This is a genomic window from Brucella lupini (assembly GCF_002252535.1).
GTDB lineage: Bacteria > Pseudomonadota > Alphaproteobacteria > Rhizobiales > Rhizobiaceae > Brucella > Brucella anthropi.
Window position 1 is genome coordinate 128,244 of record NZ_NNRN01000044.1, and the last position, 15,132, is coordinate 143,375.

Consider the following 15,132-nt stretch of genomic DNA (forward strand, 5'->3'; position numbering starts at 1 on the left):
CACGATATGCTTGCCCGTCCTGAATGACTACTTCGGTTCGGCCGGGTTCGGCTTGTACTCGAACTTGCCTTCCTTCAGTTCCACACGGCGGGCTTCCATCTTGGCTTCCGCTTCGGCAGGGGCAATGCCCTTGACGTAGATGATGTCGTTGCCGCCTTCCTTCATCAGGCTGAACGGCGTGTAATCCTTGCCGGTTGCCTGGCTGGCCTTCACGTCGGCGATAGCCGCATTCAGGATCGGGCGGAAATTCCAGATCGCATTGGCGAAGACCGTGTCGGGATAGCGCGGCGTATAGTCGATCAGCGAGCCGATGGCCTTGATACCACGTTCCTTGGCGGCATCTGCCGTGCCGATGCGTTCACCGAACAGGATGTCGGCGCCCGAGTCGATCTGGGCAAGTCCGGCTTCGCGTGCTTTCGGCGGGTCAAAGAAGGTGCCGATGAACGACGCGATGAACTTCGCATCGGGACGGGTTTCCTTCACGCCATCCTGAAAGGCATTGATGAGCATGTTGACTTCCGGGATCGGCACGGCACCGACGGAGCCGAAGGTACCAGACTTGCTCATCGCGCCTGCCAGCATGCCCGCGAGATAGGCAGATTCAAAGTTCCAGGTGCCGAAAACACCAAAATTATCGCCCTGCGGCTTGCCGGAGGAGCCCATGACGAAAGCCGTCTTCGGATAATCGCCTGCCACCTGGCGCGCTTCGCGTTCGACGGCATAGGATTCGCCGACGATCAGCTTGATGCCCTGTTCGGCATATTCGCGCATGGCGCGGGGATAGTCGCTTGCCGAAACGCCTTCGGAGAAGACATATTCGATGACGCCTTCGTCATTTGCCTGCTTAAGTGCCTCGTGAAGGCGGGAATTCCAGGCATTCTCGACCGGCGAGGCGTGGATGCCTGCGACTTTCAGCTTTTCATCGGCCGCAAAGACGCGAGTGGTCATTGCCGTTGCGCCGAGTGCTGCAGACATTGCGAGAATGTCGCGACGGGTAAAGTTCGGTGCTTTGATGATTTTGGTCATAGGACCCCTCTTTTGTGTTTTCGGCGTGCCGGGAATGCACTGCCGGTTGCTTCGTTTTGTGTGAGCAGAATGTATGAGCAACGGTTCTATCTTTGCTCAATCTGCCTCGAATACAAGCGAATTAGGCTGCGGCCTGAAAATTAGGCATGGGGTTTCAAGCCGCGACTGTTCCGGTTCGTTCATCCGGCAATGTGCCGGGTAGGCCGAAACTGTTGATATTATTAGCCGATTGGCGCGTAATCAGCCCCGTCAACCGAAGACGGACGGCCTTCGAGATTGATGCGGCTTATGCGCTGCGGGGTTTCGGCGATGACCTTGCCGCGCTTCACGACCTTGAGGCGGTTTGCCTTGAGCCGCAGCGCTTCAATTGGATCGCGTGCCTGCAGCACCACGAAATCGGCATTGCAGCCCTTTGCAAGACCGTAGCCTTCGAGGCCCAGCGCCTTGGCGGAATTGACGGTGAGTGCATCGAAAACCTGTTTCTTGCCTTCGATGGAGGTCATCTGTGCGACATGGATCGCCATGTGGCCGACTTCCAGCATGTCGCCGGAACCCATCGAGTACCAAGGGTCCATCACGCAATCGTGGCCGAAAGCGACATTGATACCGGCAGCCATCAGCTCCGGCACGCGTGTCATTCCGCGGCGCTTCGGATAGGTGTCCGCGCGGCCTTGCAGCGTGATGTTGATGAGCGGGTTCGGGATGGCGTTCATCTTTGCTTCCGCAATCAGCGGGATGAGCTTCGAAACGTAATAATTATCCATGGAATGCATGGAGGTGAGGTGCGAACCGGAAACGCGGCCCTGCAAGCCGAAGCGCATTGTCTGCGCCGCCAGCGTCTCGACATGGCGCGACATCGGATCGTCGCTTTCGTCGCAATGGATATCGACCGGCAGCCCGCGTTCAGCGGCAATGCGGCAGAGTTCCTCCAGCGAGGCTGCGCCATCAGCCATGGTGCGCTCAAAATGCGGAATGCCGCCGACGACGTCGAGGCCCATATCGAGCGAGCGGTTGACGAGATCGACCGCGCCCGGCGAACGGTAATAACCATCCTGCGGAAAGGCTACGAGCTGAAGGTCGATGTAAGGCTTCACCTTCTCGCGCACTTCGATCATCGCTTCAGCAGTGAGAAGGCGCGGATCGCTGACATCGACATGGCTGCGGATCGCCAGCAGGCCCTGCGAAACGGCCAGATCGCAATAACGCAGCGCGCGCTCGACCATGGCTTCAACGGTCAGCATCGGCTTCAGTTCGCCCCAGAGCGCGATGCCTTCAAGAAGCGTACCGGAACGGTTGAGGCGCGGCAGGCCGAGCGACAGGGTCGCATCCATGTGGAAATGCGGATCGACGAAGGGTGGGGTTACGAGCCGGTCGGTCGCATCGATCTCCTGAGCCGCCTGATGCTCACCCTTTGAAGGCACGATATCGGCAATCTTGCCGTCCTTGACCAAAATGTCCTGCTTCTCGCGACCGTCGGGGAGATTGGCGTTTCTCACGATCAAATCGAACATCGGCGGGACCTTTCGTCTGGATATGCAAGAACAGAGCTCAAAAATATGGGCTCATTTTCCAATTGCCTTATACCCTATATCCGGTGGGCGCAATGCCGGGGGAAGCTGGAAGGGGTCGTCATCCTCAATGGAAAATGCTAGGCCCCGCAATCATCTTTGTAGGATTGCCATGTTCACGATCAGTCGCGTCGAAACCTTTAGTCAGGAGATCAAGAAAAGTCGATTTCTGGCCATTGCTGCGCCTGTCGCAAACGAGCAGGCGGCGAAGGATTTTTTGAGCGAGCATTCCGATCTGTCGGCGAGCCATAATTGCTGGGCCTGGCGCATGGGGCAGAACTACCGTTTCAGTGACGACGGTGAACCAAGCGGCACGGCAGGAAAGCCGATCCTGCAGGCAATCGACGGCCAGCAGCTGGACAATATTGCGGTCGTGGTTACGCGCTGGTTTGGCGGCATTCTTCTGGGAAGCGGTGGCCTGATGCGCGCCTATGGCGGCACTGCCGCTACCTGTCTGCGACAGGCTGAGAAAACAGAAGTTATTCCGCTGGTCGGATTTCAGTTCGCCTGCGATTTTTCAGATCATGCGCTGCTGAAAGCACGCCTGACAGCGGTGGAAAACCTTGCCATCGCGCAAGAGAATTTCACCGGCACCGGCGTGAAAATGGCGGGCACAATGCCCATCGCCGCGCGGGATGAACTATCCCGCCTCGTCACCGATCTGACGCGCGGCAAGACGATTATCGCATTTGATGACTAGAGCATGTCTCCCAAAAGTGGGGACCGGTTTTGGGATAAAGACATGCTTAAAAACAAAGAGATAGAGTGTTTCCAATGATTCAATCAAAACAGGAAATGCTCTAGATTGTACCGCTCGTATACTGCTGGCGCTTGTTCTCATACATCAGCAGGTCGGCGCGCTTGGCAACGGTTTCCAGCTTCTCGCCCGGCATGCTGGTCGCAGAGCCGATGGAAAGATTGAGCTTGAGTTGGGAATAATACTGGTTGTTGATATCGACCAGCCGCTGAATGTCCTCGACCATCGCCTCGGCGCCGCGCTCATCGACATAAGGCAGCACAACCGCGAATTCGTCACCGCCAATGCGTGCGGCATGGCCCGGCTGCTTCACGGCTTCATTCAGCACTTCTCCGATGCGTCGCAGCAATCCGTCACCTGTCGCATGGCCCCATTGATCATTCGCGGCCTTGAGGCCGTTGAGATCGATGATGATGACTGAAACGGGCGTATGGCCCTTGCGCTCAAGCCGGTTAAGCTCATCGACATAATAGGCGCGATTGTGCAGCTTGGTCAGCACGTCGTGCTTGCCCAGATATTCCAGATAGGCCTCGGCCTTCTTGCGCGCCGTGATGTCGGTAAGTGCGACCTGCACCAGCGACCAATCCGTCTCATGTCCCGGCAGAACAGAGAACTGCAGCAGAACATGCCGTTCGGACCCATCGAGCGCATAGTTCACCACTTCGCGACGCTGGAACAGGATCCCGTTCCACAGGTCGATCAGCTGTTCGCGGAAAGAGGCTTCCATCTCGTCCTTGAAGATATGCGGCAGGTTCTGCAGCAGCGTTTTCTTGTCGGACGCGAGAAATAGGGCCGTCGTCTCGGTGTTGATTTCGAGCACGCGGATTTCGCTCATGCACTGGCGCACGAATTCTGGATGCACGTCGGTAAACACCCGAAAATCAACGATGCCGCGCTGGCGCACATCGTCCATCAGTTGCTTGATGCGGCTGAAATCCTCGACCCAGAGCGAAACCGGTGAATGTTCGAAAAGGCCCACTGCGTGCTGCTTGTGCCGATCCTGCTCGCGGCGGGCATTCTCGCGAGCGGTCACATCCTCGATGGAAAGCAGAACCCGCTCCCAAGTGTGTTCATAGCCGGGAAGCACGACGCCCTTGAGCTGGATGTCGAGCCGCTTGCCGCCGAGCGAATAGTTGATGGTGTCGCTTGAGAAAGTACCGCCGCCGTTCCAGAGCTGGACCATCTCATCGATATGCGGGTCCAGCATGTCGTCGCGAAACACGCGTTCGAGGTTGGCGACCAGATGACTGACGCTGTCCGCCTCGAAAAGCGAAAGCGTCTTGCGGTTGACCTTCAGAACCCGGATATGGCTGGTACAGATGCGCAGCCGGGTTGTGTCTTCGTGCAGGAAAGCCCCGAGATCGGTAATGCCAAGCGCGCGCCATTCTTCGAACTGCTTGCGCAGACCGCTATAATCCTCAAGCCACAGGGAGATTGGCGCAAGGTCAAAAATATTGGCGCTGTCGCTCAAGGCAGACTCGATATTCATGGATTTCCCGCTCTACCATTGGCTTCCCGCATTTCCGAAACTGAGACGTTCAGGATATGCGTCCAAACCGGATTCTCTTTTCCCATCGGGAAAAGCCGCGATGGATTATTGGGAGCGCGTTATATTACGTGAGGCTCAGATAAACTAGAGGTTTTAGTGTAAAAACACTTCGCTTTTTACGAAAAATACAAAGGGCGGCCCTTTGGGGCGCCGCCCTGAATAGATATATAGGCGGCTATCAGTTCTCGGTCGGCAGCCGATGGCGCACGAGCGTTGTCCAGTACGAGCAACCCCAGGCAATGACATCGTCGTTGAAGTCATATTTCGGATGATGGAGATTGGCGCTCGGGCCGTTGCCGATATTGATCATCGCGCCCGGCACCTCGTTCAGCATGAAGGCAAAGTCTTCACCGCCAAGCGTTGCCGGCATATCCCGAGCCACGCGGTCAGCGCCCGCAACTGCATCGGCAGCGATTGCGGCCAGTTCCGTCTCGCGCTCGTGATTAACGGTCACCGGATAGCTGCGCTGATAGTCGAGCGTGGCCTTGGCGCCGAAAGCATCGGCAATGCCCTGCACGGCGCGAGCCAGCTTTTCCTCGATATGGTCGCGCACTTCCTCACGAAGCGTGCGGACCGTACCGGTCAACCGGATTTTCTGCGGAATCACGTTGAAAGCATCACCACCCTGAATGGTGGTGATCGAGATCACTGCGGAATCCAGCGGGTCGACGGTGCGTGCGGTCAGCGTCTGGATTGCCTGAATGAGTGCTGCCGTCACCGGGATGGGGTCGATGGTCTGGTGTGGGGAGGCCGCATGTCCGCCAACGCCCTCGATGGTGATGTCGAGAATGTCAACCGATCCCATGATCGGGCCGGAATTGATGATGTAGTGTCCGACGGGAAGATTCGGGCGGTTATGCATGCCGTAGACTTCATTGACCGGCCAGCGCTTGAACAGGCCGTCGTCGATCATCGCCTTTGCGCCTGCGCCGCCTTCTTCGGCAGGCTGGAAGATAACGATGACGGTGCCGTCGAAGGCGCGGCTTTGCGCCAGTTCGCGGGCAGCGCCCAGAAGCATGGTCGTATGGCCGTCATGGCCGCAGGCATGCATTTTCCCCGGCACTTTCGATGACCATTCCGCGCCGGTTTCTTCGAGGATCGGCAGCGCATCCATGTCGGCACGCAGGCCGATGGCGCGACCGGAACGGTTCGACTGGCCGCGAATGACGCCGACGACGCCGGTGCGTCCGATGCCGGCCACCACCTCATCGACGCCTGCGGCGCGCAGCGCTTCGGCAACTTTTTCTGCAGTCCGGTTTACATCGTAAAGCAGCTCCGGGTTTTCGTGCAGGTCACGACGGAACGCGACGAGTTCGTCCAGCTGGTTCGATGTCCAGTTTTCAACCGGCATGTCAGGCTCCTTTTGTGTTGTCTTCAGTCTTGTCGAGACGGTAGCGGAAATCGCAGTGGCTTGCGCCCTTCATGATGGTCTGCGAGCGTTCCAGCTTCATTTCTGGGTTGTAGCCGATGCAGAAATCGCCATCGCGATTGCAGGAGAGCAGGTGGCCGATATGGCCAAGACCCATCTCGCGGTACATTTCCGAATAACGGCATCGCGTAACGTTGAAATCGAAATGATCTTCGCCCTGCGAAATCACGTCGATCTCCAGTGCGTTTTCCTTCGTCCACAGCGGCTGGATATCGGCAAAGTCCTGTATCGTTGGCGTGCGGCCCAGCTCGTCGGCAAAGCTCTTGCCCTGTTCGATGGCCGAACGGCTGACGGCTTCGCCGATTGCAGCCTGCGCTTCTTCCTCACCGGAGCGTTCGCGAATAACTTCGTAAACATTCTTGAGAACCAGCGCTTCGATGCGGCGACGTTCGAGAATTGACATTTGATTCATGGACCTGACCTTTCACATGAACGTTAAATGAGCGGGACTAGAGATTTGGCTCGGAGAGATCCTTGCGCCGAAGCCATGCGAGGTAGAACGGGGCAATCTTTCGCGCGACTTTATGAAAAGGCAGCGGTGCCGGTTCCGAGACGGGCAGGGCAAGTTCCTGCACAGGCTCGCCGTCGAGCGCACGTGCAAATTCCCGCCCGAGCGATGTGCCAAGCGCAACGCCGCGCCCGTTGCAGCCGATCCAGGCCCAGCCATTGGGGCCGAGCTGATGAACGCGTGGAAAGCGATCCCATGTCATGCCGATATAGCCGCTCCACACATGGGTGATTTCCGGCTCGCCAAGCGCTGGAAAGGCTTCCGCCATGTTGCGCGCCGTCTTGCGCTTGACGCGTTCTGCGATGTTGAAATCGCCCATCACCACGCCGCCGGTAATCAGCCGGTTGCGGGCATCGTAGCGGAAGAAACGCAGGTCGCCGCGGGTGTCGGAAACGGCCTGCCGACCGGGCAAAATCGTTGCGCGCAGATTATCGCTGACGGGCGCGGTCGCCATCTGCCACGAGAGCACCGGCACGATGGTGCGGGCAAGGCGCGGAGCAAGCCCTTCACGCAACTCGCCGGTATAGGCGTTGGTGGCGAGCAGAAAGCCCTTGGCGCGAACTGTGGCACTGGCGGTCTTGACCTCCCAGTGATCACCCACCTGGGCATAGGAGATGACCGGGCTTTGTTCGTGAATGATCGCGCCGTGGCGTTCGGCAGCAGTGGCAAGACCGCGCGCGAAGGCCAGCGGATTGATATGACCGCCGGTCGGGTTGAACATGCCGCCATACCAGAAATCGCTGCCCAACAGCCGCGATGTTGCGGCGCGGTCGAAAAATTCCGCCGGGAAGCCGAAGCGTTTCCATGCGTCCACGCGGGTTTGCGAAAGCTTCACCCGGCCCGGCGAATGGGCAGGCTGGAACCAGCCGTTCTGCTCGGCCTCGGCCTCGATGTTTTCATCACGCACGATGGAGAAAAGAATGTCGGCACTATTGCCGATCAGTCTGGCAAAACGTTCACCCGATGCGCCGTAGCGTTTGGCGATTGCATCGGGTTCCGCCGAAGTCATGGTCGGAATGACCTGTCCATTGTTGCGCCCCGATGCGCCCCAGCCGACCGCATTGCCTTCCAGCAGGATGACGCGCTTGCCGCGTTTCGCCAGATGGAGCGCTGCTGAAAGCCCCGTAAAACCACCGCCGACGATGGCGATATCGGCTTCCGCGTCATTGGTCAGCGGCTTTGCCGGTATGCGGGCAGGGGCAGTGGCAGCCCAGATGGAGGGTGGAAAGACTATGTTCTGCATGGTGTCACGCATTTTCCAAACGAGGAGGCGTCCAGCCCTTGCCGGGAATGGAGGCAAGGAGGCGCTGTGTATATTCATGTTGCGGATTAGCGAAGACTTGCGCCGTCAGACCTGCTTCGGCGATCTCACCCTTCGACATGACGATGATGCGGTCGCAAAGCTGGGCCGCGACGCGCAGATCATGCGTGACGAAAAGAAGCGACAGATTGAGCCGTTCGCGGAGGCCGGCCAGAAGCCGCAACACCTGAGCCTGTACGGAGACATCGAGCGCGGAGACCGGTTCGTCGGCGACGATGATGCGCGGCTCCAGCGCCAGCGCGCGGGCGATGCCGATGCGCTGCCGCTGCCCGCCGGAAAATTCATGCGGAAAACGGCCGGCTGCGGCAGGCGAAAGCTCGACCAGCTCCAGCAACTCGCGGGCCTTTGCGTGCGCCTCTGCCTTCGGTACGCCATGGACGATTGGCCCCTGTGCGATCAGGTCCACGACGCGGCGGCGCGGGTTGAGCGAGGCCATCGGGTCCTGAAAGACCATCTGGATGTCCTTGCGCATGGCCCGCACTTCACGCGGGCTGGCGCTCAGAAAATCTTTGCCATTCACATCGACCTTGCCGCTATCGGCTTCAAGCAGACGGGTGACGATGCGCGAAACGGTTGTCTTGCCCGACCCGCTTTCGCCCACGACGCCAAGCGTTTCACCCTGACGTAGTTCAAACGAAAGGTCCTTCACGGCAGGAACGGCACTTCTTTTGCCGGTCAGCAATCCGCCGCGCGCCTTGAAGGTTTTGCGTAAAGCGCTCGCCTTGAGAATGATCGGCTGAGCGTCCACAGATGGCTTCGGTTCGGGCGGAGTGAGAGCTGGAACCGATGCAATCAGCGCCTTGGTATATGGGTGCTGCGGATGGTTCAGCACTTCGTTTGCCGGGCCTTCCTCGACCAGTTCGCCAAGCCGCAGAACGGCAACGCGGTCGGCAATTTCCGCCACCACGCCGAAGTCATGCGTGATGAACAGGATGCCGGTATCGTGTTCGCGTTGCAGGTCGCGGATCAGTTTCAGGATTTGTGCCTGCGTGGTCACATCGAGCGCGGTGGTTGGTTCATCGGCAATGATGAGGCGCGGTTTCAGGATAAGCGCCATGGCAATCATGACGCGCTGGCGCTGTCCGCCCGAAATCTGGTGCGGATAGGCGTTGTAAGCGGATTCCGGGTCCGGAATTTTCACTTCCGCCAGCATGTTCAGCACGGCGGCGCGACGTTCCTTGCGACCGAGTTTCGTGTGCAGGCGCAACACTTCATCGATCTGCCAGCCGACCGTCTTCTGCGGGTTGAGTGCGGTCATCGGCTCCTGAAAGATCATGCCGATGCGGTCGCCGCGCAGCTTCTTCATGTCGGTTTCGCTGAGCGAATAGAGATCGGTGCCTTCCAGCCTGATTGTGCCATTGGTCACGCGCACATGCGGTTCCGGCAAAAGGCGCATGATTGCGCCTGCCGAAAGCGATTTGCCGGAGCCGCTTTCGCCGACGAGGCAGACGATTTCACCGGGGTTGATGGTCAGTGTCAGGTCCTGCAGGGCGTAAGGGCGGTCGGCGCCCTTTGGCAGCGCGATCTGCAGATTTTTGATTTCGAGAACGGGTGCAGCGGTCATTATTTCTTCTGCCTCGGATTAAGCGCGTCGTTCAGGCCTTCGCCAAGCAGGCTGAAGGAAAGAACGGTGAGCAGAATGGCGATGCCGGGAATAACCGAGCAGAACCAGTCAGTGCGCAGCACGGCGCGACCTTGGCCGATCATGTTACCCCAGCTTGCATAGTTTGGGTCACCGAGGCCGAGGAAGGCGAGCGCGCTTTCCATCAGGATGGAAGTGGCCATCACCACGGATGCGAAGACAATCACCGGCGGCAGGGCATTCGGCAGGATTTCACGGAAGATTATTGAGGCATTCCCGACGCCGAGATTGCGCGCTGCATCGATGAATTCGCGCTTGCGCAGCGCCAGAAATTCGGCGCGCACCATGCGGGCAGGCGCGGTCCATGACACGATGCCGATGCAGATGATGATATTTTCGATCGATGAGCCGAAGATTGCTACCAGTGTCAGAAGCAGTACGAAGCTTGGAACGGTCTGGAAGGCTTCGGTGATGCGCATCAGAACGTCATCCACCCAGCCACCATAATAGCCGGCAAGCGCGCCGATGATGATGCCGATCACGATAGAAATCAGGGTGGCGACCACGCCGATCAGAAGCGAAATGCGCGCGCCATGGACAATGCCTGCCATGATATCACGCCCAAGCTGGTCGGTACCAAGCGGCGTTGCAGCATTGACGAATGGCCAGACAAGCGGATCGCCAGCGCGGCGCAACGGGTCGCCGGGCGCAATGACGTCGGCCAACAGCGCGATCAGGACCACGGCGATGAAGAGGATAAGGCCCAGTACGGCGGCGCGGTTGCGGCTGAAGCGCTGCCACAGAACTTTCGTGCGGGAGACCTGCGGGCGGGTGAGGGAGAGGTCCTGTGAAGTCATGACAGTTCGATCCTGGAATCAAGCCGCGCATAGATGAGATCGGTGATGAAATTGACGATCACCACCAGCACCGAGCACAGAAAGATGATGCCCATCAGCGTGTTGAGGTCGCGCTTGATCACGGAGGTGTAGGCAAGCTGGCCGAGGCCGGGCAGCGAAAAGATTGTCTCGATCACGACCGAGCCGCCAAGCACAGTCGAGAATTGCAGTCCGAGCAGCGTAACGACAGGCAGGAATGCGTTACGCATGATGTGATGGAACATCAGCCTTGCACCGCTTGCACCCTTGGCGCGTGCGGTACGAACATAATCAAGGTCAGCCACTTCCAGCACGCTGGTGCGCATCAGGCGCATGTAGAATGCAAGATAGATGAGCGAAAGCGCCGTCGTCGGCATGACGAGGTGCACGGCAATATCCCAGACATTCTTCCAACCGGTGTAAAACCCGGCAATCGTCTTGTAACCGCCGACCGGCAGCCAACCGAGCTTGACGGAAAAGATGAACATCAAGATGAGGCTGAGAAAGAAGCTCGGCATGGCATAGAAAACAAGACCGAGCGTGGAAATTGCATTGTCGGTCAGGGAATATGCCTTGCGCGCCGCAAAAGCCCCAAGCGCAATGCCGAAAATGAAGGCCACCGAAAGCGAGGAAACCATGAGCAGGAGGGTCGGCAAAAGGCGGGCCATCAGCACATCCAGCACCGGCTGCTCGTAGACATAGGACCAGCCGAAATCGAACTGCGCCAGCTTGGTCATGTAAATCCAGAGCTGTGTCCAGACCGGCTGGTCAAGGCCGTATTCGGCGCGCAGATTGGCGACGAATTGCGGATCTGCGCCGCCCATGTCGCCAACAAGTGCGTCCACGGTATCGCCGGGCGCAAGCTTGATCAGCAGGAATGACCCGATCATGATGAGAAGAATGACGGGGATCGCCTGCAAGATGCGCCGCAGCGCAAAAGTCAGGATCGGGGGCAGGGGCATTGCGGGTTATCCTGCAAGATATTCATTTCAGCATTCATAAAACTGGGGAGCCGCTGCCGGATGACCGGCAGCGGTTGGTATTGTTTATTGATCGATCCACAGATCGTACCAGCTGGAAGAATCCCAGCGCGGCGTGTTGTGGTGGTTCTTCAAGACCTTATTGGTCACGCCGACGAACGGATGTTCGATGGCGAAGATGACCGGCAGGTCTTTCATCTCAAGCTGCTGGATCTGGTGATAAAGATCGGCGCGCTTGGCCGGGTCGAGCTCGCTGGCAGCCTTGTCGATCAGGCTGTCCATTTCGTCCGATTTGTAGTCGAACTGGTTGGACCATGCCGTGCCGACCGGAGCGCCGGAACGCAGCCAGACGGTGGTGGAAACAGCCGGATCGGAGCGGAACTGGTGCCAGCCGCTTGCCGTGTCGAAGTCATGGTCACGATAGACACCGTTCAGAAAGCCCGGCGCATCGTTGGTCAGGATCTGGACGTCGATACCGACTTCCTTCATCGCCTGAGCATAATATTCGGCCCAGAGCTGCGTATATTCACCCCATGGTGCCGGGCGATGACGCAGCTTGAAGCGGATGCCGTCGGGGCCAACCGGATAACCGGCTTCGTCGAGCAGTTTCTTCGCCTTTTCAACATCATACGGGTAGGTTTGGACCTGATCCGTGTAATTGGCGCCGCCGGCGCTTGGGATCGGGCCACGGCCCGGCTTGGCATAGCCGCGCATGATCGTCTTGATCGCAAAGTCGATATCGAGCGCGTGATAGATCGCCTGGCGAACCTTCAGATTGGCAAGGATCGGATTGCGCAGATTGAACTCGATGGTCGAGTGGGCAACGTTGTTTTCGAAACCCTTGGTGCCGGTGTCAAAGCGGCCATCCTTCTGGAGGCGCTCGGTATCCGACATGGAAATACCGTTGAAGGCGGTTTCCATCATTTCACCGGCTTCAAGCGCTGCGGCAGCAGCGGCCTTGTCCGGCATGAAACGCCAGACGATGCGGTCGAGATAAGGATATTCCTTGCCACGCCAGTAATCGTCGTTGCGCTCGGCAATGATGTGCTGGCCGCGCTCATACTCGACGAACTTGAACGGTCCCGTGCCCACCGGCGCGGCGTTGTACTTGTTCTTGAGAATATCAGTGCCTTCATAAAGATGCTTCGGCACCGGATGGCCGAGATCAGGCATGGCGGCGACGAGCAGCTCCAGCGGCATCGGCTTGGAATAGCGGAACACTGCCGTGTGCGGATCGGTGCAATCGACGGCTTCGAGATTGGCCTGAAGCGTGGTCGAATAGTTGAGCAGCTTCTTCCAGAGATTCATCGCGCTGTACGAAACGTCATCGCAGGTGAAGGGCTGGCCGTCGTGCCAGCGCACATTCTCGCGCAGCTTGAAGGTGATAGCCTTGCCGTCTTCCGAGGAAGACCAGCTGGTCGCCAGAACCGGCACGTAGCCCTCATAAGTGCGGTCGATCAGCGGTTCCATGATACGGCCGGTGATCTGATAGACGCCGGTGGAGGCGCGCAGCGCAGGGTTAAGCACACCCTGCTCGGTGTTCATATGGACGATGACAGTGCCGCCGCGCTTCACTTCTTCGGCGTGCGAAGACGCCGTCGCAAGCGAAAACGCCGCTAGAAACAGGCCAAGGCCAGCTTTTCTGATATGCATTCTCTGTTCCCCTGAAGGACGTTGAGGGAGGGCTTTCCAGCCTCTTTTCCCGCACGTCCCAATATTGTTCAAGCCCCTGAAATCGCAACGAAATGCCACCTCAGAGGGTCTTTATTGTATGCAAGCATTGATATGCTAGAATCCGTGGCGATAATGTCAAGATAAACTAATATCGCGGGCAAAATTGGTAAAATTTCTCGACCAGCCTGCGTTAATAAATGTCGATTTTCTACGACGGAGTTTGTTGATGAGTCAGAATTCCCCCGAGCAGAACGCAAACTCGGGCAAAAACGAGCGCGGTGCGGTCTGGATCACCGGCGCCGGGTCCGGCATCGGCGCTGCCATGGCACGACGGTTCGCGCGTGAAGGCTGGCGCGTCGCGCTAACGGGCCGCAAGGCGGATGCACTTGCAGTGATTGCCGAGGAGATCGTCTCCAATGGTGGCGAGGCGCAGATATTTCCGGCGGATGTTCTCGACCGGGAGGCGGTTGCCGCTACTGCCGGAGCCATCGTCGATTGGGCAGGTCGTCTTGATGTGCTCTGCAACAATGCCGGTCTCAATATTCCGCGCCGTAGCTGGGCGGATATTGATTTCGATTCATGGGACGATGTCATCGACATCAACATCAAGGGTGCGATCAATGTGATTGCCGCTGCTTTGACGCCCATGCGCGCACAGGGTGGTGGGTTGATGATCCACACATCGTCCTGGGCAGGGCGGTTTTCATCGCCCGGCGGCGGCGTCCCCTATGGTGCGTCCAAACATGCGCTCAACGATCTGAGCGCCAGCCTGAATGCGCAGGAAGGACCAAACGGCATCCGGTCGACGGTGCTATGCCCCGGTGAGGTGGCGACGCCGCTTCTGGCGCGTCGTCCGGGCTTCGATCTCTCTCGCATGGATGATGTCATCCAGCCCGAGGATATGGCTGAAACCGCCCTCTATGTTGCCAATATGAATCCCAAGGTTACGATCCACGAGATCGTTCTGGCTCCGACCAAGAAATAGAAAAGGAAGTTTTGTATGTCTCATCCGGTCAAAGGCGTCGATCATATTTTCCTGCTGGTCGGCGATCTGGAGAAAAGTGCCGAACAATATCGCCGTTTCGGATTCACACTGAGCCCACGTGGACTCCACAGCAAGGAAAAGGGCACCGGCAACTACACCATCATGTTTCCGGAGGATTATTTCGAGCTGCTCGGCATCGTTGCCGAGACGCCGGGTAATCTGCATCAGCGTGAGAAACTGGCAGCGCAGGGCGAAGGCCTCCATGCCATTGCCTGCCGCATCGACAATGCGCGCGATGCCAAGGCGGAACTGGACGCACTTGGCATCAAGACCGGCGAGGTTGGCGCGTTTCAGCGTCCCGTAGAACTGCCGGGCGGCGGCGAGGGTGTTGCGGCTTTTGAAACGGTGTCTTTCGCGGAAAGTGAAGTGCCGCAAGGTATGGTCTTCATGTGCCAGCACAAGACCCGCGAAACAGTCTGGCTGCCGGAACTGATCGAACATGCAAATGGTGCAAATGGCCTTTCCGCCATTGTTGCCATCTCATCCGATCCGGAAGCTGCTGCCAATGGTTTTGCCCGCCTGTACGCCAATGGCAAGGCAGAGGTACAGGATGGTGGCTGGAAGGTTTCGACAGGCTCACGTTCGGCAGACATATGGGTTGTGAGTGAGGAGAAAGCCGCTGCAATCTATCCCGGTGTGGATTTTGCCCGGACACCGGGCAAGGCTTTCGCCGTTCTGCGCATCCGGGTCGCTTCGCTGGACAAGGCGCGCGGCGTTCTCGATACCAACGGAATTTCCCACGTGAAGACATCTGCGGGCATCGCCGTGCTGCCGGAAAATGCCAGCGGCACGGTTCTGGAATTTTCCGAACAGTAAGA

13 protein-coding genes are annotated in these 15,132 nt (G+C 58.3%); 3 read left to right on the top strand and 10 right to left on the bottom strand.

Annotation, left to right across the window (positions count from 1 at the left end; genetic code table 11):
* Positions 1 to 27: 27 nt before the first annotated feature.
* Positions 28 to 1,026 (bottom strand): BMP family protein, encoded by a 999-nt coding sequence (locus tag CES86_RS10550; RefSeq protein ID WP_010658508.1) that lies wholly within the window; start codon positions 1,024 to 1,026, stop codon positions 28 to 30.
* A 221-nt stretch (positions 1,027 to 1,247) separates the two neighbouring features.
* Positions 1,248 to 2,537, bottom strand: a complete 1,290-nt coding sequence (locus CES86_RS10555) for an amidohydrolase family protein (RefSeq protein ID WP_029927792.1) — start codon at positions 2,535 to 2,537, stop codon at positions 1,248 to 1,250.
* 169 nt (positions 2,538 to 2,706) lie between these two features.
* On the opposite strand from CES86_RS10555, the gene CES86_RS10560 reads away from it, so the two are divergent.
* Positions 2,707 to 3,294 (top strand): IMPACT family protein, encoded by a 588-nt coding sequence (locus CES86_RS10560; protein ID WP_010658510.1) that lies wholly within the window; start codon positions 2,707 to 2,709, stop codon positions 3,292 to 3,294.
* 100 nt (positions 3,295 to 3,394) lie between these two features.
* Here the strand turns inward: CES86_RS10560 and CES86_RS10565 are convergent, their stop codons facing one another.
* The 8 genes from CES86_RS10565 to CES86_RS10600 form a co-directional block, all read right to left on the bottom strand.
* Positions 3,395 to 4,840 carry a sensor domain-containing diguanylate cyclase gene (locus tag CES86_RS10565; RefSeq protein WP_010658511.1) on the bottom strand — a complete coding sequence of 482 codons (1,446 nt, stop codon included), beginning with the start codon at positions 4,838 to 4,840 and terminating at the stop codon, positions 3,395 to 3,397.
* A gap of 238 nt (positions 4,841 to 5,078) precedes the next feature.
* A complete protein-coding gene (locus tag CES86_RS10570; RefSeq protein WP_094514377.1) occupies positions 5,079 to 6,251 on the bottom strand; it encodes a M20 aminoacylase family protein in 1,173 nt (390 codons plus the stop codon).
* Position 6,252: 1 nt separating this feature from the next.
* Complete coding sequence (locus CES86_RS10575; protein WP_010658513.1) at positions 6,253 to 6,741, bottom strand: L-2-amino-thiazoline-4-carboxylic acid hydrolase; 489 nt, start codon at positions 6,739 to 6,741, stop codon at positions 6,253 to 6,255.
* Between the two features lie 37 nt (positions 6,742 to 6,778).
* Complete coding sequence (locus CES86_RS10580) at positions 6,779 to 8,080, bottom strand: NAD(P)/FAD-dependent oxidoreductase (RefSeq protein ID WP_029927790.1); 1,302 nt, start codon at positions 8,078 to 8,080, stop codon at positions 6,779 to 6,781.
* A 4-nt stretch (positions 8,081 to 8,084) separates the two neighbouring features.
* The gene (locus CES86_RS10585) at positions 8,085 to 9,722 is read right to left on the bottom strand and encodes an ABC transporter ATP-binding protein (RefSeq protein WP_029927788.1); all 1,638 of its coding nucleotides are present in this window, start codon (positions 9,720 to 9,722) and stop codon (positions 8,085 to 8,087) included.
* Positions 9,722 to 10,597, bottom strand: coding sequence for an ABC transporter permease (locus CES86_RS10590; protein ID WP_029927785.1), 876 nt, complete (start codon positions 10,595 to 10,597; stop codon positions 9,722 to 9,724). The genes CES86_RS10585 and CES86_RS10590 overlap by 1 nt, the downstream gene beginning before the upstream one ends.
* The gene (locus CES86_RS10595; RefSeq protein WP_029927783.1) at positions 10,594 to 11,577 is read right to left on the bottom strand and encodes an ABC transporter permease; all 984 of its coding nucleotides are present in this window, start codon (positions 11,575 to 11,577) and stop codon (positions 10,594 to 10,596) included. Before CES86_RS10595 ends, CES86_RS10590 begins: the two co-directional genes overlap by 4 nt.
* 84 nt (positions 11,578 to 11,661) lie before the next feature.
* Positions 11,662 to 13,248 carry an ABC transporter substrate-binding protein gene (locus tag CES86_RS10600; RefSeq protein WP_029927782.1) on the bottom strand — a complete coding sequence of 529 codons (1,587 nt, stop codon included), beginning with the start codon at positions 13,246 to 13,248 and terminating at the stop codon, positions 11,662 to 11,664.
* 247 nt (positions 13,249 to 13,495) lie between these two features.
* Between CES86_RS10600 and CES86_RS10605 the strand changes: the two genes are divergently transcribed.
* Both CES86_RS10605 and CES86_RS10610 read left to right on the top strand, forming a co-directional pair.
* Positions 13,496 to 14,254 (top strand): SDR family oxidoreductase, encoded by a 759-nt coding sequence (locus CES86_RS10605; protein WP_029927780.1) that lies wholly within the window; start codon positions 13,496 to 13,498, stop codon positions 14,252 to 14,254.
* Between the two features lie 15 nt (positions 14,255 to 14,269).
* Complete coding sequence (locus CES86_RS10610; protein WP_029927777.1) at positions 14,270 to 15,130, top strand: VOC family protein; 861 nt, start codon at positions 14,270 to 14,272, stop codon at positions 15,128 to 15,130.
* Positions 15,131 to 15,132: the final 2 nt, after the last annotated feature.

What these genes read in the sequence shown, in the direction of transcription:
- CES86_RS10550 (WP_010658508.1), bottom strand. Translation starts at nt 1,026, where the DNA reads ATGACCAAAATCATCAAAGCACCGAACTTTACCCGTCGCGACATTCTC.
- CES86_RS10555 (WP_029927792.1), bottom strand. Translation starts at nt 2,537, where the DNA reads ATGTTCGATTTGATCGTGAGAAACGCCAATCTCCCCGACGGTCGCGAG.
- CES86_RS10560 (WP_010658510.1), top strand. Translation starts at nt 2,707, where the DNA reads ATGTTCACGATCAGTCGCGTCGAAACCTTTAGTCAGGAGATCAAGAAA.
- CES86_RS10565 (WP_010658511.1), bottom strand. Translation starts at nt 4,840, where the DNA reads ATGAATATCGAGTCTGCCTTGAGCGACAGCGCCAATATTTTTGACCTT.
- CES86_RS10570 (WP_094514377.1), bottom strand. Translation starts at nt 6,251, where the DNA reads ATGCCGGTTGAAAACTGGACATCGAACCAGCTGGACGAACTCGTCGCG.
- CES86_RS10575 (WP_010658513.1), bottom strand. Translation starts at nt 6,741, where the DNA reads ATGAATCAAATGTCAATTCTCGAACGTCGCCGCATCGAAGCGCTGGTT.
- CES86_RS10580 (WP_029927790.1), bottom strand. Translation starts at nt 8,080, where the DNA reads ATGCAGAACATAGTCTTTCCACCCTCCATCTGGGCTGCCACTGCCCCT.
- CES86_RS10585 (WP_029927788.1), bottom strand. Translation starts at nt 9,722, where the DNA reads ATGACCGCTGCACCCGTTCTCGAAATCAAAAATCTGCAGATCGCGCTG.
- CES86_RS10590 (WP_029927785.1), bottom strand. Translation starts at nt 10,597, where the DNA reads ATGACTTCACAGGACCTCTCCCTCACCCGCCCGCAGGTCTCCCGCACG.
- CES86_RS10595 (WP_029927783.1), bottom strand. Translation starts at nt 11,577, where the DNA reads ATGCCCCTGCCCCCGATCCTGACTTTTGCGCTGCGGCGCATCTTGCAG.
- CES86_RS10600 (WP_029927782.1), bottom strand. Translation starts at nt 13,248, where the DNA reads ATGCATATCAGAAAAGCTGGCCTTGGCCTGTTTCTAGCGGCGTTTTCG.
- CES86_RS10605 (WP_029927780.1), top strand. Translation starts at nt 13,496, where the DNA reads ATGAGTCAGAATTCCCCCGAGCAGAACGCAAACTCGGGCAAAAACGAG.
- CES86_RS10610 (WP_029927777.1), top strand. Translation starts at nt 14,270, where the DNA reads ATGTCTCATCCGGTCAAAGGCGTCGATCATATTTTCCTGCTGGTCGGC.